The sequence below is a fragment of the Paraburkholderia unamae genome (genome assembly GCF_003268775.1).
GTDB classification, from domain to species: Bacteria; Pseudomonadota; Gammaproteobacteria; order Burkholderiales; family Burkholderiaceae; genus Paraburkholderia; species Paraburkholderia unamae.
Genome location: NZ_QLSU01000020.1, coordinates 1 through 17,783, shown reverse-complemented (window position 1 = coordinate 17,783; position 17,783 = coordinate 1). Strand labels below are relative to the sequence as shown.

The 17,783-nt window shown below is 64.7% G+C and carries 21 protein-coding genes and 4 tRNA genes; 13 read left to right on the top strand and 12 right to left on the bottom strand.

Going from position 1 to position 17,783, the window contains the following annotated elements:
* Window positions 1-166: 166 nt before the first annotated feature.
* The 3 genes from aat to C7401_RS28010 form a co-directional block, all read right to left on the bottom strand.
* Window positions 167-931 (bottom strand): leucyl/phenylalanyl-tRNA--protein transferase, encoded by a 765-nt coding sequence (gene aat, locus C7401_RS28020; RefSeq protein WP_181565713.1) that lies wholly within the window; start codon window positions 929-931, stop codon window positions 167-169.
* 26 nt (window positions 932-957) lie between these two features.
* Entirely contained in the window at window positions 958-1,503 is a 546-nt protein-coding gene (locus C7401_RS28015; protein WP_112174683.1) for an NUDIX hydrolase, read from the bottom strand.
* Between the two features lie 163 nt (window positions 1,504-1,666).
* Window positions 1,667-1,743 (bottom strand) — tRNA-Met (locus C7401_RS28010).
* Window positions 1,744-1,991: 248 nt separating this feature from the next.
* Here C7401_RS28010 and C7401_RS28005 point away from each other — a divergent pair.
* Both C7401_RS28005 and C7401_RS28000 read left to right on the top strand, forming a co-directional pair.
* A complete protein-coding gene (locus tag C7401_RS28005; RefSeq protein WP_112174682.1) occupies window positions 1,992-2,489 on the top strand; it encodes a heme-degrading domain-containing protein in 498 nt (165 codons plus the stop codon).
* Window positions 2,490-2,493: 4 nt separating this feature from the next.
* Window positions 2,494-2,832, top strand: coding sequence for a DMT family transporter (locus tag C7401_RS28000; protein WP_112174681.1), 339 nt, complete (start codon window positions 2,494-2,496; stop codon window positions 2,830-2,832).
* Between the two features lie 27 nt (window positions 2,833-2,859).
* Here C7401_RS28000 and C7401_RS27995 read toward each other — a convergent pair whose 3' ends face one another.
* On the bottom strand, window positions 2,860-3,072 hold the full coding sequence (locus C7401_RS27995) for a hypothetical protein (protein WP_112174680.1): 213 nt from the start codon (window positions 3,070-3,072) through the stop codon (window positions 2,860-2,862).
* Window positions 3,073-3,251: 179 nt separating this feature from the next.
* Here C7401_RS27995 and C7401_RS27990 point away from each other — a divergent pair, with 179 nt between their 5' ends.
* From C7401_RS27990 to C7401_RS27980, 3 genes are all read left to right on the top strand, one after another.
* The gene (locus C7401_RS27990; RefSeq protein WP_112174679.1) at window positions 3,252-3,536 is read left to right on the top strand and encodes a DUF1488 family protein; all 285 of its coding nucleotides are present in this window, start codon (window positions 3,252-3,254) and stop codon (window positions 3,534-3,536) included.
* A gap of 79 nt (window positions 3,537-3,615) precedes the next feature.
* The gene (locus C7401_RS27985; RefSeq protein ID WP_112174678.1) at window positions 3,616-4,371 is read left to right on the top strand and encodes a TetR/AcrR family transcriptional regulator; all 756 of its coding nucleotides are present in this window, start codon (window positions 3,616-3,618) and stop codon (window positions 4,369-4,371) included.
* 36 nt (window positions 4,372-4,407) lie between these two features.
* A complete protein-coding gene (locus C7401_RS27980; protein ID WP_112174677.1) occupies window positions 4,408-5,571 on the top strand; it encodes an enoyl-CoA hydratase/isomerase family protein in 1,164 nt (387 codons plus the stop codon).
* 124 nt (window positions 5,572-5,695) lie between these two features.
* Here C7401_RS27980 and C7401_RS27975 read toward each other — a convergent pair whose 3' ends face one another.
* Window positions 5,696-6,121: a hypothetical protein gene (locus C7401_RS27975; protein ID WP_112174676.1), complete on the bottom strand. Its 426-nt coding sequence runs from the start codon at window positions 6,119-6,121 to the stop codon at window positions 5,696-5,698.
* 406 nt (window positions 6,122-6,527) lie between these two features.
* Between C7401_RS27975 and ssuD the strand changes: the two genes are divergently transcribed.
* The 5 genes from ssuD to C7401_RS27950 all read left to right on the top strand — a co-directional run bounded on the left by ssuD (window position 6,528) and on the right by C7401_RS27950 (window position 10,052).
* Window positions 6,528-7,685, top strand: coding sequence for an FMNH2-dependent alkanesulfonate monooxygenase (ssuD, locus tag C7401_RS27970; RefSeq protein ID WP_112174675.1), 1,158 nt, complete (start codon window positions 6,528-6,530; stop codon window positions 7,683-7,685).
* A 43-nt stretch (window positions 7,686-7,728) separates the two neighbouring features.
* Window positions 7,729-8,586 carry an aliphatic sulfonate ABC transporter permease SsuC gene (ssuC, locus tag C7401_RS27965; RefSeq protein WP_112174674.1) on the top strand — a complete coding sequence of 286 codons (858 nt, stop codon included), beginning with the start codon at window positions 7,729-7,731 and terminating at the stop codon, window positions 8,584-8,586.
* Window positions 8,583-9,470 (top strand): ATP-binding cassette domain-containing protein, encoded by an 888-nt coding sequence (locus C7401_RS27960; RefSeq protein WP_112174673.1) that lies wholly within the window; start codon window positions 8,583-8,585, stop codon window positions 9,468-9,470. The genes ssuC and C7401_RS27960 overlap by 4 nt, the downstream gene beginning before the upstream one ends.
* A 52-nt stretch (window positions 9,471-9,522) precedes the next feature.
* A complete protein-coding gene (locus tag C7401_RS27955; protein WP_091996411.1) occupies window positions 9,523-9,738 on the top strand; it encodes a TOBE domain-containing protein in 216 nt (71 codons plus the stop codon).
* Between the two features lie 74 nt (window positions 9,739-9,812).
* Window positions 9,813-10,052 (top strand): DUF6566 family protein, encoded by a 240-nt coding sequence (locus C7401_RS27950; RefSeq protein ID WP_112174672.1) that lies wholly within the window; start codon window positions 9,813-9,815, stop codon window positions 10,050-10,052.
* A gap of 4 nt (window positions 10,053-10,056) precedes the next feature.
* Here the strand turns inward: C7401_RS27950 and C7401_RS27945 are convergent, their stop codons facing one another.
* Both C7401_RS27945 and C7401_RS45360 read right to left on the bottom strand, forming a co-directional pair.
* A complete protein-coding gene (locus C7401_RS27945) occupies window positions 10,057-11,256 on the bottom strand; it encodes a DnaJ C-terminal domain-containing protein (protein ID WP_181565712.1) in 1,200 nt (399 codons plus the stop codon).
* Window positions 11,257-11,487: 231 nt separating this feature from the next.
* Window positions 11,488-12,072 carry a hypothetical protein gene (locus C7401_RS45360; protein ID WP_220092866.1) on the bottom strand — a complete coding sequence of 195 codons (585 nt, stop codon included), beginning with the start codon at window positions 12,070-12,072 and terminating at the stop codon, window positions 11,488-11,490.
* Window positions 12,073-12,124: 52 nt separating this feature from the next.
* Between C7401_RS45360 and C7401_RS45355 the strand changes: the two genes are divergently transcribed.
* A complete protein-coding gene (locus C7401_RS45355) occupies window positions 12,125-13,072 on the top strand; it encodes a tail fiber protein (RefSeq protein ID WP_309252004.1) in 948 nt (315 codons plus the stop codon).
* A 28-nt stretch (window positions 13,073-13,100) separates the two neighbouring features.
* Here C7401_RS45355 and C7401_RS27935 read toward each other — a convergent pair whose 3' ends face one another.
* Both C7401_RS27935 and C7401_RS27930 read right to left on the bottom strand, forming a co-directional pair.
* Window positions 13,101-14,168 (bottom strand): tetratricopeptide repeat-containing glycosyltransferase, encoded by a 1,068-nt coding sequence (locus tag C7401_RS27935; protein WP_112174669.1) that lies wholly within the window; start codon window positions 14,166-14,168, stop codon window positions 13,101-13,103.
* Between the two features lie 135 nt (window positions 14,169-14,303).
* Window positions 14,304-15,572, bottom strand: coding sequence for a DUF4214 domain-containing protein (locus C7401_RS27930; protein WP_112174668.1), 1,269 nt, complete (start codon window positions 15,570-15,572; stop codon window positions 14,304-14,306).
* A 243-nt stretch (window positions 15,573-15,815) separates the two neighbouring features.
* Between C7401_RS27930 and C7401_RS45110 the strand changes: the two genes are divergently transcribed.
* Window positions 15,816-15,992 (top strand): hypothetical protein, encoded by a 177-nt coding sequence (locus tag C7401_RS45110; RefSeq protein WP_181565711.1) that lies wholly within the window; start codon window positions 15,816-15,818, stop codon window positions 15,990-15,992.
* Between the two features lie 90 nt (window positions 15,993-16,082).
* Here C7401_RS45110 and C7401_RS27925 read toward each other — a convergent pair.
* The 3 genes from C7401_RS27925 to C7401_RS27915 form a co-directional block, all read right to left on the bottom strand.
* Window positions 16,083-16,157 (bottom strand) — tRNA-Thr (locus tag C7401_RS27925).
* 10 nt (window positions 16,158-16,167) lie between these two features.
* Window positions 16,168-16,243: transfer RNA gene (locus C7401_RS27920), tRNA-Gly, on the bottom strand.
* A 5-nt stretch (window positions 16,244-16,248) separates the two neighbouring features.
* Window positions 16,249-16,324: transfer RNA gene (locus tag C7401_RS27915), tRNA-Asn, on the bottom strand.
* 83 nt (window positions 16,325-16,407) lie between these two features.
* On the opposite strand from C7401_RS27915, the gene C7401_RS27910 reads away from it, so the two are divergent.
* Window positions 16,408-17,022 carry a hypothetical protein gene (locus tag C7401_RS27910; RefSeq protein ID WP_146758013.1) on the top strand — a complete coding sequence of 205 codons (615 nt, stop codon included), beginning with the start codon at window positions 16,408-16,410 and terminating at the stop codon, window positions 17,020-17,022.
* Window positions 17,023-17,783: the final 761 nt, after the last annotated feature.

Below are 17,783 nucleotides of genomic sequence, written 5' to 3'. Positions count from 1 at the left end.
TCTCGTAGCAGTTCGGATCGTCGCCGGGCGCGGTGCACGCGGCATGCCAACAGGGGCGGCGACGGGTTCTAACTTCAGTCTAACATTGACGCCGAACATGTTTCCATCGAATTGCACGGCCTGTCGCGCGTGTGCACGCCGCCGGTCAACAGGCGTGCAGCGCCGTTTATGCAGCGGGCAAGAACTCGTCGGGCGCGCCCCGGCCGCCGAGCAGATCGGCGAGCACGGCTTTGTCGAACTTCCAGGGAATGGGCGCGGCGTTCACGTGCGTGCGCACGTGAGCGATGAACGCCTTGCGCGAGATTTCGTGCCCGCCGAGCGAGGCGAGATGCGCGGTGTTCTGCTGGCAGTCGATCAGCTCGACGCCGTGGCGGCGCAGATGCGCGATGAGTGCCGCGAGCGCGATTTTCGAGGCGTCCGTGACGGAGGCGAACATCGATTCGCCGAAGAACATCGTGCCGAGCGACACGCCGTAAAGCCCGCCCACGCGCTCGCCGTCGAGCCAGGCCTCGATGCTGTGCGCGTCGCCCACGCGGTGCAGGGCGGAGTAGGCGTCGATCACGTCGGCGGTGATCCAGGTGCCGCGCTGGCCGCGCCGGGGCGCGTTCGCGCAGGCGCGCATGACGGCGGCGAAGTTGTCGTCGACGCGAATTTCCCATGCGTCTTCACGCAGCACGCGCTTGAGCGTTTTTCTGAAAGAAGGCGAAACCTTGAACTCGTCGGGGCGCAGGATCATGCGCGGGTCGGGGCTCCACCAGAGCACCGGCTGGCCGTCGGAGTACCACGGGAAGATGCCGCGCCGGTAAGCCTCGATCAGGCGCGAGGGCAGCAGATCCGCGCTCGCGGCGAGCAAACCCGGCGCGCCGCTCGACGCGCCGAGCGCGCGCTCGACGGCGGGAAAAGGGTCGTCGGGCGAGAGCCAGGGGACCATCGTGGCGGGCGCAGTCAGTAGAGCAATCAGCCGTCGCGCAGCGAGCGCAGGACGTCGCCGGTGTGCAGCCCGTAGCTGCCCGACTGGCGATCGGCGAAGAAAAAGCGCAGGGTCTGCCCGACCGTGGGGAACGCGATGTCGTCCCACGGAATCTCGTGCTCTTCGAACAGCCGCACTTCGAGGCTTTCCTCACCGGCTTCGATGTCGATGTCGAGCAGACGCGCGAGATAGAACAGATGCACCTGGTGCACGCGCGGCACGTTCAGGAGCGAAAAGAGGTTTTGTACCTCGACGCGCGCGCCGGCTTCTTCCAGCGTTTCGCGCGCCGCGGCCTCGGCCGTCGTCTCGCCCATTTCCATGAAACCGGCGGGCAGTGTCCAGTAACCGTAGCGCGGCTCGATCGCGCGGCGGCACAGCAGCACCTTGTCTTCCCAGACGGGAACCGTGCCGACCACGTTGCGCGGATTCTGGTAGTGGATGGTGCCGCAGTGCGAGCAGACGTAGCGTTCGCGATTGTCGCCGGGCGGAATGAGCAGGCTGACCGCCTGACCGCAAGTCGAGCAGAATTTCATGGGCACGATAGGGGGATGGGTGATGCGAGTTTATCACCGCTCGGGCGCGTGCCGGGAAGCGGTCGAAGCAGAGGGCAAGGGCGGGGGGAATCGCGCAGCGAATTGCGCGTGTAAACGGAAAAAGGGTTACAGGCCGTTGACCTGTAACCCTTTCGAATTCTGCTGGTTGCGGGGGTAGGATTTGAACCTACGACCTTCGGGTTATGAGCCCGACGAGCTGCCAGACTGCTCCACCCCGCGTCCGTCGAAGAAAAGATTATAGGACAGTTCGCGCGGCAACGCAACAATTAAATGACGACTGCCTTTCCGCCCGGTTGCAGAAGGATTGCGCGATGGCGCGTTGTTGATGGCACAGCGCGCGTGCGGCGGCTGCGCGACCCGCCAGGATAGAATCGGGGCTCGGTCGGCGCAGGGTTCATCGTGCGCGCCGGCGCCTTGCCTTCCATTCGCGCGGCTAGCTTCATTCGCGCTTCTCTATCGCTCCATCCATGGATATCGCCCTCGATCTGCAATCGATTGCCGCGCAGGAACATGCGCTGGTGTTTCCCCGTTTCGACGCCGATCGCGCCTGGCAACTCGGCTCGCATCTGCACGAACTCGCGCGCGCCCGCTCGCTCGCGGTCGCCATCGACGTGCGCACCTTCGGGCAAACACTTTTTTTCTGCGCGCTCGACGGCGCCACCCCCGACAACGCCGACTGGGTGCGCCGCAAGTCGCGCGTGGTGGAGCATTTCCGCCGCAGCTCGTATGTGATCGGCCTGCGCATGCAGCAGACCGGCTCGACGCTCGCCGAGAAGCACGGCCTGTCCATCGCCGAGTTCTCGCCGCATGGCGGCTCGTTTCCGCTCGCCGTGGCGGGCGCGGGCGTCATCGGTTCGGTGACGGTTTCGGGCCTGCCGCAGCGCGCCGATCACGAACTCGTCGTCGAGGCGCTGTGCGCGCAACTCGACGTCGACTATGGCCAGCTCGCGCTCGCGAAGGCCTGACGTGATGCGCCTTTCTCCCTGGACCTGGCTCGCCATCTCGATCGTGGCCGAAGTGATCGCCACCTCGGCGCTGCGCGCCTCGGACGGCTTCACGCGGCTCACACCCTCGGCGATTGTCGTGGTGGGCTACGGCGTGGCGTTCTATGGGCTTTCGCTCACGTTGCGCAGCTTGCCGGTAGGTGTGGTGTATGCAGTGTGGTCGGGCGTGGGCATCGTGCTCATCACGCTCGTTGCGATGGCGCTGTATCGCCAGGTGCCCGACCTCCCGGCCGTGCTCGGGCTCGGCTTGATCGTGGCCGGCGTGGTCGTGCTGAATCTGTTTTCGAAGATGCAGGCGCACTGAAAGCCGGCGGTGCGGGTGGTGTGCGTCTCAGCAGTCGGGCGGCACGATGCGGATGCCCGCCGCCGCCACCGCCTCGCGGCTGCTATCGCCGTTGAGCGTGGCCGCGTCCTCCCACAGGCTGATCGCGCGAGCGATGTCGATGTCGTGCTCCTGCGCGTAACGGAACCATTGGCTCGCGGCCCGCGGTTCGGGAATCTCCTCGTTTCCTGTGAAGTATCGGCCGTTCAGCTTGGGAGTCATCGGTCTCGTGTCCAGGGAAAAGGGTGCGGCCGCACCCGGCATTGTCCGGCGCGTGGGCGGGGCGGTCACGTTTGTGTCAGCCATTGTGCATCGCGCGTAATATGAGCGGTTATCTCCGTGCGTCGCGTCGTGCACAGGGGACAGAGCCTTTCCGCTGAGTTTCCCCACTGGGGCTGGTCATGATTATCCGTTTTCCTGCCGATGCGCCGCTCTATCGTGACTCGAATCTGACCGTGGTCTTTGCCGCGCTGGTTGACGGCACACCCGTGCCGTGCGCGATTTCCGTGGAGGCGCTCGAAGATCATTTCGGCGCGCTGCCCGCGAATCGCGACGCGTGGATGGAGGCATTCGACGCGGGACGCCCGCGCATCGAGGCCGTGGCGCGCGCGCACCTCGAACTGAGCAACGGCTCGCCGGTGCTGCTCAAGAGCGGCCATTTCCCGCCGGGCCGTTTGTGGTCCTAACGGTGTTCGCTGTTGTGTCCGTCATTGCGTTCAACTCGCGTCGCCCGATGTTTAGTCTGCCGCTGCCCTCAGTCACGTCATGAATACCAGTGAGCGCAAGGAACGCGGCAAGGAACGTGAAGCACGCGCCCGCACGCGTCACGACCAGCGCGAACGCATGCTCGACGCCGCCCGCCGTATTGTCCTGCGCGATGGCTTTGCCGCGCTCTCGATGCGCAAGATCGCCGACGCGATTGGTTACTCGCCGGCTTCGCTCTACCTCTATTTCGAAGGGCGCGATGAGATCGCGCAGGCGCTCGGCCGCGAAGGCTATGCGCAACTGCTCACGCATCTGGAGCCCTGTGCGCAGATTGCCGACGCGCGCGAGCGGCTTCATGCGCTCGCGCATGCGTATGTGGCGTTTGGCTGCGATCAGGCGCAAACGTATGAGCTGATCTTCATGGCGCGCAAGCGTCGCTCCCCCGACGTGGGGCCGCCCGCCCGACGCGCTCGCGCTTCTGCCTCGGCTGCTGCCTCTGCCGCCGCAAGCGTGCCGCCGGCGCCTGAAGTCGAGGTCGAACGCGAAGCCGATGGGGGCGTCGCAGACGTTTGCGGCGCGACGCTCTTCGCCGCGACACTGGCCGAACTGACGCCGGCAAGCGGCGCGCCGGCCGATCGCACGGCGCTCGCGCAGGCGCTCTGGGCGACGCTGCATGGCGTGGTCATGCTCACGCTCGCGGGCTTCGCGCCTTCGGCGCCGGGCCCGTTGATCGACGCCGCGCTCGACGCCTGGTTCGGCGCACAAGGCGGATCAGCCGCGCTGCCGGCGTCGCAAACGCCGGGCGTGGCCTCGTGATAGCCTCATAAGCCCTGTCGCGTCTTCTCCATCGCCATGTCACACGAAGCCACCGCAAGCTCTCCCTCCGCCGAAGCCGACCCGCACGTGCTCACGCGCGTGGCGAACGGCATCGGTTATATCGAACTGGAGCGCCCGCAGGCGCTCAATGCGCTCACCACCGCCATGGTCGGCACCATGCTCGCCGCACTGGAGCAATGGCGCAACGACTCCGGCGTGCTCGCGGTGATCGTGCGCTCGCGCCACGCGCGCGCGTTCTGCGCGGGCGGTGACATCCGCTTTCTCTATGAGTCGTATCGCGCGGGCGATCAGGCCGCTCTCGACACGTTCTTTACCGACGAGTACCGCCTCAACCACACGATCTTTACCTACCCGAAGCCGTACATCGCACTGCTGCACGGCGTGGTGATGGGCGGCGGCATGGGGATTTCGCAGGGCGCGCATCGCACGGGCGGGCTGCGGCTGGCGGGGGCGACGACGCGCATGGCGATGCCCGAGACCCGTATCGGCCTCTTTCCGGACGTGGGCATGGGCTGGTTTCTCGCACGTACGCCTGGCGCGATCGGCCGCTACCTTGCGGTGACGGGCGAGACGCTCGATCAGGCGAGCGCGCTCTATGCGGGCCTCGCCGACACCTTGCTCGACGAAGCCGCATGGCCGGCGTTGCTCGATGCGCTGGAAAGCGAGCGGTTCGCGAGCGGCGCTGAGGTGGTGGCATCCGTGCGCCGCGCGGCGCTGGCGGCCGACGCCGCGCGCGAGCTTGCCGAGCGCTCGCCGCTGGCTGCCGTGCGCGGCTGGATCGACCGCCATTTTTCGCAGGCCGACGTGCCGGCCATGCTCGCGTCGCTGGAAGCGGCACAGCGCGCGGACGCGGGAGAGGGCGCGGAGGCCGGGTGGGCCGCCCGGACCGTGAGCGTGTTGCGCGAGCGCTCGCCGCTCTCGATGGCGGTATCGCTCGAAGTGGTGTCGCGCGCGGAAGGCACGATGGCCGATTGCCTGCGGCGCGATCTCGATCTCACGCGATCGAGCTTCGCCATGGGCGACGTGGTGGAAGGCATCCGCGCGCGCATCATCGACAAGGACAATCAACCGCGCTGGCGTTTTGCCCGCATCGAGGACGTGCGCCGCGACGATGTCGAGCGGATGTTTGAGAGTCCCTGGAGCGTGACGGAGCACCCGCTGCGCGACCTGGCGGGCTGAGACGGCGGGGCAAGGCGAGGAGAGGAGAGGGAAAGGCGGGGGAAGGCGGGAAGAAGCAGGGAAGAAGCAGGTCAGGCATGCGCCGCGCATGACGCGCGGCGCGTGGGCCAAGAGTTGAGAGGAATCAGTCGTCCTCGGTTTCGCTCATGAAGGCGCGCATGAAAACGAGCGCGCCCCAGCCCCACATCGCATTCGATGCGAAACCCGTGGCAAGGCGCGGCAGCATGTTGCCGCTCGGCCAGATGCCGCGCAGCGGGTCGACGACGAACACCATGGCCGCGGTGAGCACGATGCCGCCGAACACGAAGGCCTGAACCCACGGCGCGGGCCGCGACGGCGAGACGCGCAGCAGCCACGTCATCAGCACGGCCCAGATGGCGCTCCAGATCGCATTCACGAGGAACTCGGGCAGTCCGAGCGGCTGGAACGGGGCCGTCGAGAAGCCGGCCGCGTCCACGACCTGCGCGGCGTGCAGGAGCGCGAGCGTTGCTTCGCGAAAGAACAGCGACGCCAGAAAGCCGGATACGAACGGCAGAATCAGTTTTTGCATGAGATGGTGCGAGAGATTGCGTGGCCTGAACGCGCGTCCTGCGCGCCGTGCCGGTGTTTTTGTGGGTGCGAGCGCCATTATATCGGCGCGCGGTGCGCGCGAGGCGCACCGTATGCTAAAGCGTCGGGCAAAGCACGAAAGTGGAAAACCTAAGCTCAAAAAAATCGTTCTAAAGGGCGAGGTCCGTCCCTAGACTGGTTCCCCATGAAGACGGCGTCGCCGTTGCCGGCCGCCGCGAAGCGCCGGGCGAACGCGCTGGCGCAGTCCGTCTGCCGTCACTCCTTTCAACTCTGTCATGAGCGGCGCACTCACGTGCGTAGCGCGCTCGCGCGCCGTCACGTCCGTTGCATGGCGGCATTCACCCTTTCCAGATTCTCGAATTTCGAATAGCAGGCAGGAGCAACGCATGAATGTGTTCTGGTTCATCCCGACCCACGGCGACAGCCGCTATCTGGGCACGGCGGAAGGCGCGCGCGCCGCGGATCTCGCGTACTTCCAGCAGATCGCCGTCGCCGCCGACACGCTCGGCTACGAGGGCGTCCTGCTGCCCACGGGGCGCTCGTGCGAGGACGCGTGGGTCGTGGCCTCTAGCCTCATCGCCGCCACGCGGCGCCTGAAGTTTCTCGTGGCGATCCGTCCGGGCCTGTCATCGCCCGCGCTGTCCGCGCGCATGGCCGCCACTTTCGACCGGCTTTCGAACGGGCGTTTGCTCATCAACGTAGTGACGGGCGGCGACACGGCCGAACTGGAAGGCGACGGCCTCTTTGTCGATCACGACACGCGCTACGAAATCACCGACGAATTCCTGCACATCTGGCGCAAGCTGCTTGCCGCCACGCATACGAACGAGGCGATCGACTTCGAGGGGCGGCACCTGCGCTCGGTGGGCGGCAAGGTGCTGTATCCCCCGGTGCAGCAACCGCATCCGCCGCTGTGGTTCGGCGGCTCGTCGCCCGCCGCGCATGCGATGGCCGGTGAGCATATCGACACCTACCTGACCTGGGGCGAGCCGCCCGAAGCGGTGGCGCAGAAGATCGCCGACATTCGCGCGCGCGCGGCGGAGCATGGCCGCACGATCCGCTTCGGCATCCGCCTGCATGTGATCGTGCGCGAGACCGAGGAAGAAGCGTGGGCCGCCGCCGACCAGTTGATCAGCCGTCTCGATGACGAGACCGTGGCGCGCGCCCAGGCGGCGTTCGGCAAAATGGATTCGGAAGGACAGCGCCGCATGGCCGCGCTGCATGGCGGCAAGCGCGGCACGCGCCAAGACCTCGAGGTGTATCCGAACCTGTGGGCGGGCGTGGGCCTCGTGCGCGGCGGTGCGGGCACGGCGCTGGTCGGGAGTCCGGAACAGGTGGCCGCGCGCATGCAGGAGTATGCGGACCTTGGCATTGAGACCTTCATCTTGTCGGGCTATCCGCATCTGGAGGAATCCTACCGATTCGCGGAACTCGTGTTTCCGCTGCTGCCGGGTCGCTCGGGCAAGGGCGCGGGCGGCCCGCTTTCGGGGCCGTTCGGCGAGGTGGTCGGCAATCACTATCTGCCGAAGGTGAGCCAGAGCTGATGCGACGCTCGGCTACGACGCATGAATCGTGGAGGATGCAACGATGACACAATCCGCCGTGACGGCCGCGCCCGCGCGCCGCACAGCCCGCGCCGGTGATGCACCGCGTGCGGCGCGGGCATGGGCGCTCGCGGGGTGGAAGCGCCTCGCGCCCTGGCTCGTTCCGCTCGCCATCATTCTCGTCTGGGAGGTCGCGGCGAAGGTCGGCGCGCTTTCCACGCGCGTGCTGCCCGAACCGCTCGCCGTGGTGCGTGCGGCGTGGTCGCTGATCGAGTCGGGCGAAATGTGGCAGGACGTGCGCGTGAGCACCTGGCGCGCGCTCTCGGGCTTCGCGATCGGCGGGGGCATCGGCCTCGTGCTCGGACTTGCCACCGGACTCTTCAAGTCCATTGAAACCGCGCTCGATTCGACCGTGCAGATGGTGCGCAACATTCCCGCGCTCGCGATGATTCCGCTCGTGATCCTCTGGTTCGGTATCGGCGAGGAAGCGAAGGTGTTTCTCGTGGCGCTGGGCGTGTTCTTCCCCGTGTACGTGAACACCTTTCACGGCATCCGCTCGGTGGACGCCAATCTCGTCGAGATGGCGCGCAGCTATGGACTCAAGGGCTTCGCGCTCTACCGCGAAGTGATTTTGCCGGGGGCGTTGCCGTCGATTCTCGTTGGCGTGCGCTTCGCGCTCGGCCTGATGTGGGTGACGTTGATCGTCGCCGAAACGATCTCCGCGCAGTCGGGCATCGGCTACATGACGATGAACGCGCGCGAATTCCTGCAAACCGATGTGGTGGTGGTCGGCATCCTGCTCTATGCGGCACTCGGCAAGCTTGCCGACTGGCTCGCGAAATGGCTGGAGCGCGTGGCACTCCGCTGGCACCCCGCATATCAAGAGGAGGGCGACGCATGAGCGCGAGTCAACTGGCGCCGGGATACGGCGGCTTCGAACGGGCGCGCCCGTTCGATCGCAATGAACGCAACGAGCGCAACGACCACGCTCGCGGCGCGCAAGAGGGCGTGGCCCTGCGCACGGACCCGAACGCGGGCGACGCCTCGGTGGCGTTGCGCGGCGTGAGCAAGCGCTACGGCGAGCGTGCAGTGCTGAGCGGCTTCGATCTCGCGATCGAGCGCGGCAGTTTCGTTTCGATCGTCGGACGTAGCGGTTGCGGCAAGTCCACGCTGCTGCGTTTGATCGCGGGGCTCGAAACGGCCGACGATGGCGTCGTGGAACGGCGCGGAGTGGGCGGTGCCACGCTCGACACGCGCATCATGTTTCAGGACGCGCGGCTCTTGCCCTGGAAAACCGTGTTGCAGAACGTGATGCTCGGCCTGGGACGCGGCGCGCGCGAGGACGCGCGCGCGGTGCTGAACGAAGTGGGCCTGCTTGCGCGCGCCGACGAATGGCCCGCGCGTCTCTCAGGCGGCCAGCGCCAGCGCGTGGCGCTGGCCCGTGCGCTCGTGCACCGGCCGAGCCTGCTGTTGCTCGACGAACCGCTCGGCGCGCTCGACGCGCTCACGCGCATCGAGATGCACGCGCTGATCGAGCGGCTGTGGCGCGAACATCGCTTCACGGCGCTGCTCGTCACGCACGACGTGCACGAAGCCGTCGCGCTCGGGGACCGCATTCTGCTTGTCGAGGCGGGGCGTATCGCGCTCGATCAGACGGTGCCGCTCGAGCGTCCGCGTGCGCGCGTCGACGCACGCTTTGCCGCGCTAGAGGAGCGCGTGCTGCAACGCGTGCTTGGCAACGGCGCACATCCGGCCGACGAAGCACCGCTGGATGTGACGGCCTGAATCTTTCATCAGTCATCCTCTCGTTTTCATTCGATATCACGGAGCCGAAGCAATGAGCATTACCGCCATCAACGTTCGCAACCAGTTTCGCGGCAAGATCAAGGAGATCATTCGCGGGCCCGTGGTATCGGAGGTCGACGTCGACACGACGTTCGGCATCGTCACCTCGGTCATCACCACCCGCTCGATCGACGAACTCGAACTCAAGGTGGGCTCGGAAGTGGTTGCGCTGGTGAAGTCGACGGAGGTGTCGATCGCGCGTCTCTGACGCACGCGGCGCGCGCGTCGTGCATGGCGGAAGTGCTAGGATGAACCGTCAACAGTCACGACGCGGAGGCGATCATGGAGCCGAAAGGCATCGACATGGGCGACTACCAGGAGCGCTATAAGGACTACGACATCGAAGTCGCGGTCGACCAGGTGCTCACGGGTGTGAAAGCGCACTTTCGCGTGTTGAAGGCCGATGCCGTTGTGGCGGACTGGCAACTCGTGCATATCACGCGCCTGTGGTCCACCGAGCACGCGGCCGCCGAAGCGGGTTTCGAGGCTGCGCGCGCGTGGATCGATTCGCAGGGCGCGTAATGAATTAGCGTTTGACGCGCGAGCCTGCAAGCGGCGCTTGTGGCTTTTGCGCCGTTTGCGCTGCTCGACGCTCCGCGTCGGCGAATATGTCGCGCAGCCGCTGGCGTTCGGTGTCGGTCAGATGCGAGGCGGCGCCCGGCATTGTGAGCACCAGGTTCAATGTGAGGTTCCCCCGTGCGCCGTTGCGCTCCGATAACCCTAGCCCGGGCAGACGAATGGGCGTGCCCGCATTCGCGTTCGGCGGAATCTTCACCTCCTGCGTGCGGCCCAGGATCTTCGCTTCAACGGTGCCGCCCAGCATGGCCGTCATGAAGTCGACCTGAATGTCACAGGCGAGATCGAGCCCGTTGCGGGTGAAGGCCGAGCCGCAGACGATGGAGACCGAGAAAATGGCGTCACCAGACGGCCCGCCGTTGACGCCGGGGTGACCGCCGCCTTCGACGACGAGACGCTGACCGTCCCACGCACCGCGCGGAATCGCGACGATTTCGGACTTGCGCCAGCTCCGCAAGCCGGTGCCGAGACACTTCTCGCAATGGACGTTGCCGACGGTCTGCCGGCAGGCGTCGCAGGGGCCTTTCACGGGGTAGTGCGCTTCGACGCCGCCGCCTTCGATCGCCACTTCGAGCGGCACGAAAAGCTCGACCAGACAGTTTGCGCCGCGCATGGGCGGCCCGGCATGGCGCTCGCGCTGCGGAGCTTCGCGCGTGCGGCTGCTGTTCGATGGCGCCGCCGCCTTGGCCACCGGCGCCTGGCGCCTGCCGGTCAGAATCTCGAACGCTTCCTGAATGCGCTTGAATACCGGTTCGACCGCAGCCTCGCGGCCTTTGTTGCGATCGGGGTGATACTGCGCCCGCAGACGCCGGTAGGCCCGCTTGATCTCTGCCGGCGATGCAGTGACCGGCAATTGCAGCCGACTGTAGTATTCCTCGAAGCTCAAGCGCGTTCCCGGTGTTTCTGGATGTGATCTTTCAGGGCCGTCAGCAGCGCGCTGCGCGGTTCGGAGTGGTCCCGAACGTCGCTCTGTGCCCGTGGGCACTCGGGCGAGGTCAGGCGCGCGAGGCTGCTGAATGTGGGCCAAACAGGGAGCGCAATCCGCGCCCCTGAATTCCGTGGCGGATTTTACCTGCAATCGGTTGCGTTTCGAGGCGGGTGATTGAGGGCGTGATGGGTGGGCGTTGCCCGTTGAGCGGATCGTTGACACGGCATGCTTGTGAAGGCGTCCATGTCTGCACATTTTCGCGCCGTCGCATTCTGAAACGCATGGCGTGCATGCGCGTCGATTTCATACCACTCTGCAAAACGGCAGTTGTGATGCTCGTCACAGCATTAGTCGTATCAATCGATTGATAATCGCGATCGCCGCGCCTCCCGATTCGCCTACATCCAGACAAACTCAGCGATTTTCCGGTGGGCGTCTGCCTCGCAATATTCGCTAGTTCACGGCGATATGGCTTGAGTTTCCAGAGAAAAAAAAGAACGAACCAGCATGCGCGCCATGTCGGTCCGGAGGCTTGCTGCGTGCAAGGCGATCCCGGTGACCGACGTGCTTTGTTAATGCCACTGTGGAAAAGAAAATGAAAAAGAAAATCTCAGCCGTTTTGATTCCAATTGCCGTGACGTCGTTGTTTGCCGGATGTGGCGGCGGGTCCGGCGGCGGGTCGGGCAGTATTGCGCCCGCAACCATCAACGGGGTAGCCGCAACCGGCGCTCCCGTTGCGAATGCCGAGGTCTCGTTGAAATGCGTGTCGGGCGACACGTCGACGACGACGTCGGCCAGCGGCGCGTGGTCGGTCAGCACCTCGGGTCTTGTCTTGCCGTGTGTTTTGAGGGTCCAGACCTCCACGGGGCAGGTTTTGCATTCCTTTGTCTCCGGGCCTGGTACGACGGACATTACGCCTTTCACCGAACTCGTGACTGCGGCGCTGGCCGGCAGCACGGACACGGAGAGCTTCTTCAATTCGTTTTCGGCGGCCACGGCCAGTGCCGCAAGCTCGCAATTGCCGACGGCGTTGTCCAATACGCGACAACTGCTCGCGAGTCTCGGTATCGACACCAGTTCGCTGAATCTGATGAATCAGTCGTTCCAGCCGACATCGGGGAATGCGTACGACGATGCACTGGAATTGTTGCATACACAACTTTCCGACAATTCGACGAATCTTGGTGCGCTGACGCAACAGCTCATCATGGGCAACGTCGGGACGACGGGTGCAACGGGGCCGGCCGGCTCGACGGGGGCTACGGGGGCGACCGGAGCGGCTGGTGCCACAGGGGCAACGGGCGCTACCGGATCGCAGGGGACGACGGGTGCGACCGGGGCTCAAGGGACGGCGGGTGCCACGGGAGTCGCGGGCGCAACGGGCGCCACTGGGCCCCAGGGGGCGACGGGCGCGCAAGGCGCGTCCGGCGATGCCGGTGGGTCGGGCGCACAAGGGGCCACCGGGCCCGCTGGAGCGACGGGCGCAGCAGGTGTGGCCGGTGCGGCGGGGGCGACAGGGGCGACGGGTGCAGCAGGAGCGACGGGGGCAACGGGTCCGATCGGTGTAGCCGGAGCGACCGGGGCGACCGGAGCGAGTGGAGCAACAGGGCCGCAGGGAATTCAGGGGGTTCAGGGCGTCGGCGGAGCCACAGGAGCCACCGGGGCTATAGGAGCTACGGGAGCGACTGGAGCGACTGGAGCCACAGGTCCGCAAGGTGCAGCGGGGCCCGCAGGAGCAACGGGCGCCACCGGCACGGTCTCCGGCCTTGGAAGTCCCGGCGGCGCTTCTACGTCGACAACGGGCACGGAATGTACGCTCGGAACGGTATGGCTGACGGCGGCACATTACAGTCCCGGGTTGCCGGCTAATGGGCAGTTGCTTCCGATCACCGGCTACACTGCGTTGTTTGCGCTACTTGGCACGACCTATGGCGGAGATGGCGTGACGACATTCGCTCTGCCAAATCTTTCGGGCGTGACGCCGAACGGGCTGACTTATATGATTTGCGTTTCCGGCGTCTTCCCGTCCGCGAGTTGACACCCCGGTGCCTGTGAGGAACAGCGGCCTACAACCCAAAGTAGGCTCTGTTCGATTCCATGCGCGAAGCTTCCCCGGATGGGTAAAGCCGCTCCGCGAGGAGTCGCTTCAATGCTGCCCGGCCTTCCTCGACGGCTCCGGCGTACCACGCGCTCACGGACAATTCGTCCAGAGATCGCCAACGGTAAATCGAGTCGTCGACGAAGAGGGCGTCATTGGGGCGCGTCATCGATACCGCTCGGGCGGCGAACAGATGGGCCAGGGCAAATTCGCCGCGCAAGCGGTGATATCGCGCAAGGTCATGCAAAGGCTCGGCACGCGTCGGGCGCGCCTCGAAGGCGCTCAAATAGGCTTCGACCACTTCGCTTCGCGGTGCGCCCAGTGCTGCTGTCAGCGCGCCGATCTGGTAGAGGCTGTACCAGCACTCTTCGTCCCATCCCCCCATTGCGTGTCGTTCGCGGTACGTACGAATGCTGTCCGCGATTCGGCCGGCGTCGCGATAGCTCTGGGCGAGATAGAAACGATAACGTGCGTTTTCCGGCTCGTCGCGGATTGCTCTCTCCAGAACCTCAATATCACGCTCGTAGGTACGCGCGTCGCGCGCGCGTGCGCCGTCCCGGGAAACCATGATTGTGGCATCCGGCAGATCGACCCACGCATGGTCGCGGTTCTGGGTCAGATATTCATGCAGGACTCCTGCCCAATGCCACGGCTGTTTCGAAGCAACAAGGGCGTTACGCTGGTAGCTCCACTCGCCGAGCCTGCAACGGAATCGGTAGCCATCGGCACTCAGGGCTGGCCATGAGTAACCGTGCGGCAGCTCCAGCACTTCGTCCGCGTCGATGAAAAGAAGATAGTCGCCATGCGGCTTTGCAAGCGCCATGGCCTCATTGCGATTGTGTGCGAAATCACGCCACGGTCGCTCGTGCAATTCGCCGGGAACGTCCGCCATGCATTCGCGGATAAGCGCCTGGGTGCCGTCGCTCGAGCCGGTGTCCACGATGACCCAATAGTCGACCCACCGCTTGAGACTATCGAGGCACCGCCGGATGACCGGTGCTTCGTTCTTGACGATCATGTTCAGGCAAATCTTCATTGAACGCTCAACCAGACGCTAAAAGCGTATTATGCCCGCGGCAGCGACGGCAAATTGGTGGACTCCGCAAGGAAATGTGGCTGCGCTCGAGGCGTTGCTGACGTGTTGCCGGCGTGCAGGTCGTTCGACCTGCGCCTAGGCGGCAACGGTATGCGTCTCAACGACAGTCTGCGTGGGCTGACCCATCAGCGTAATCCCGACGCCGGTGATGGCGTTTGCCACCGTTGCCTCGGTCTGGATGCCTTGCGCCACCTGCTGGGCGATGCCTGCCATCAGCACAGCATGTGCGGTGTTGCCATCGACCGACGACAGATACAGGCGGGCGTTTGCGGCTGCGGTGTCGCCGCCGTACAGACCGGCGGCGAAACTTTCCTGCGTGAGGGCACTGGTGAATGCAGTGGCGACGACCAGCTTGTCGTTGATTACCGCCTGGTCACTTCCCGTCGCACCGTTCAGGATGGCCAGGGCCGCCCCGGCCGCGGAAATGGCGCCATTCCTGATTTGACTCGCCCAGTACGCTTCTCCGGCGGCATCAGGTGCACGGTTGAATTCTTGCTGATAGATGGCGGTGAGCATCTGCTCGACAGACTGCCCGCCGTACAGCGCTTGCGACTCCGTCGAATTGCCGAAGGCACTGACGACCGCATCCAGATTGCCTCCGGCGGCTTGCAGTTCGCCGGCCCAGTACGCGAGTCCGCCCGAGTCCGCCGGGCGGCCATAGAACGCGATGTAGGCCGCCTGGATCGCTTCGGTCGCCGACGAGACGCCGCTAATCGACGCGGGGCCGGACGCCGGAAGGGCGCTGGTCATCGCGCTGAGTTCTGCTTGCGCACCCAACTCCGCCAACTGGGCGACGGAGCCGACGCCATTGATCTGGGCGGTTGGCCCGGCCACGACAACCTGTCCGCCTGGGAGGAGTGTCCCGATTGTGAAATCCAGGGCGTAGCCAGCACTGTTTGCGGACTCGATGGCCGCTGCCGTAGTGGCTGTCGCCTCCGGATTGGCGGCGGCATCGGCGGCCGCCTGGCTCAGTGTCGGGAGGCCTCCGTTCGACGTGAACTGCGGATCGTTCAGTGCGGTAAGCATCGATTCGGTCAGCTTCGCCGGCGTCGCACCCACCACCGTGGAGCCAGGATAGCTCACCTGAATGTTATTGCTGGCGGACCAAGCCAGAACTTGCGCTTCGGTCACCAGTCCGTCGCGCACGGCGAACACCAGGTCGGCGACCGACGCGGCCGAGCTGTACGGGAAATTCGTGTTGTTGATGACCTCGGTCGCGAAGAAGTATTCGAGCGTCTGGACATCGGCGGCTGGCGCCTTATTGGAGAAAACCGAGACGCCGTCCATCGCATATTCAATCGAGGAAACGCTTCCGTCGGCATTCAGTGTGTTATAGGCGCTCATTCTTCTCCCCGAGTTATTTTGCTATTTGACCGGCCATTGCACGCGAAACCAGCTTCGCGCATCTACTCAACGTTGAGGAGCGGCGTGATCAGAAAGCTGGGACGAGCGGGCGATTCAGGTAGGGTAGCGGCGCGCCTCCTTTAATCTTTAGCATCCGTTTCGGCTATTTTTCGATTTGTGACGGGCGTCACGTCTTGCGCGCTTTGAATCGCGTATCGCCACACGACCGCCATCCGAGGATGCATGCGCAAGCTGCAAAATAAGAGCGGACCGATGGCGCCTGGCGAGCGGCTCGATGAAATTGGGACGCTAATTCGCTGTGCGTTTCTGCACGTCAAAATACGCTCGGCTCACAGCGTCATCACGCAGTCGGTCAAAACCCTCTGCGGCAAGCGGGCCGATATTTATGCCGGGCGTTGATAGAGAAGTGTGGGGCGGCTGCCTTTGAGTTCGGCAAAGCCAAGTGGGCGTCAAGGCTGGCTTGAGCGGGATGCTGAGGCAGCAAGAGAGTGGTGCCCATGGGCAGGATCGAACTGCCGACCTCTCCCTTACCAAGGGAGTGCTCTACCACTGAGCCACATGGGCGGATACTGACTGGAGCGGGAGACGAGGCTCGAACTCGCGACCTCAACCTTGGCAAGGTTGCGCTCTACCAACTGAGCTACTCCCGCATGTCTGGCTCCCCGACCTGGGCTCGAACCAGGGACCTACGGATTAACAGTCCGGCGCTCTACCGACTGAGCTATCGGGGATCAGAAGGAGCCGGATTCTACAGGACGGTTCGCGTCTTCTTGTGACGGTGGTCACAATTGCATCGAATTTGCAGTCCTCGGCTTTGAGCAAGGGCGTGCAAGGTGCAGTTGAAGCGGAACATCTTTGCCTCGTTGGCCTTTGCGGCGACAACGGCAAGTTGTGCGCGGCCGTCGCGCAACTCGACGCCACCAACGCCAGGAGCCTGGTCGATGCGGTCATTCCGCAGGCCATCGGCCTCGTTTCGTTGCTCCCGCTCGACTCGGGCACCGCGACCGGGATCAAGCTTGCGCCATGGGCAACGGTGCTCGTGCCGTGCGGCACGGTGTTCAACGTCAAAGGGCTTTCGCTGGGCGGCTCGCGTCCGGCGTACGCGCCGCTGTTCCTGTCGGCGGCGCAGGTCGGCGCGCTCCACGCCTTCGAGCCGCCCAAGGGCGCGAATCTCGCATACTACCAACGCTCCTGTGCCGATCTGGCGCGGCTGGTGATCGTTGCGAACGGGAGGGATGCGTGGTTCGGGTATCCGCGCCTCGATCCGCGCCGGATTCACCGGCCCGGTGAGATGCTGCATTTGCTTGAGCAGGGCTATCGCGTCTTTGACACTGCGGCGTGGCCGGGCGGCCTCGATCTGGACGACCACAGCATGGAATTAGTCGTAAGCCCTTTGGGGGTAAAGGCGGTGGCGAGCCTTCCTGTATGACTGCGCAGGCAACGCAATTAGCGTTGACCCAAAACCTCCCGGCCGTACGCTGCAAAACGCGAGGCAAACGATCAGCTCGAAGGAAAATGAGTTGCGAGTTGTGATTGAAGTCACAAGTTGTTGACTTTATGGGAGATAGAATGAGTTGCCCAAAGGTCTGGGCAGCCATGTAGTAAAAGAGCAATAAAGCCACCAATTCTTCATTGTCGTTGAGTTGGTGGCCCACACCACGCCAAATAGGAAGCGGTCCGAACTTGCCGCGTGGCGCATTACGCCTCCGGCCCCTCCCAGAGGGCGGTGATTCTCCCTATGCCCTTGCAGTCTCACATGATTCGCACGTGAATTGTCGCCACGACACATCTGTATTCTCGCGAATTCGGTTGTCGTGCCTGTAAATTTCCGCGCTTTAAGCAGGTCGGACAACGTTGCGTCCACTGCGCGCTGGAAATGTGACGCTTTGTGCGCACCATCACACCCTACCTCCTCGCGTCCATCTGACAATGCCACGGCGTTCGATAGTCGGGGGCCTGTGCGTGGCCGATCTTCGGGCCATGCCGCGAATATGCGGGCGCACACATGTGTTGTTAATCAGAAGACCAATTGGAGCTCTTAATGGCAGCGGCAGATTACTACTCGCAGGTACAACAGGCTTACATCGCCTACTACGGCCGTCCGGCTGACCCGGCTGGCCTGATTTACTGGGCAAACCAGCTCAACCAGGCTGGTGGCGACCTGAACCAGATCATCAACGCATTCGGCAA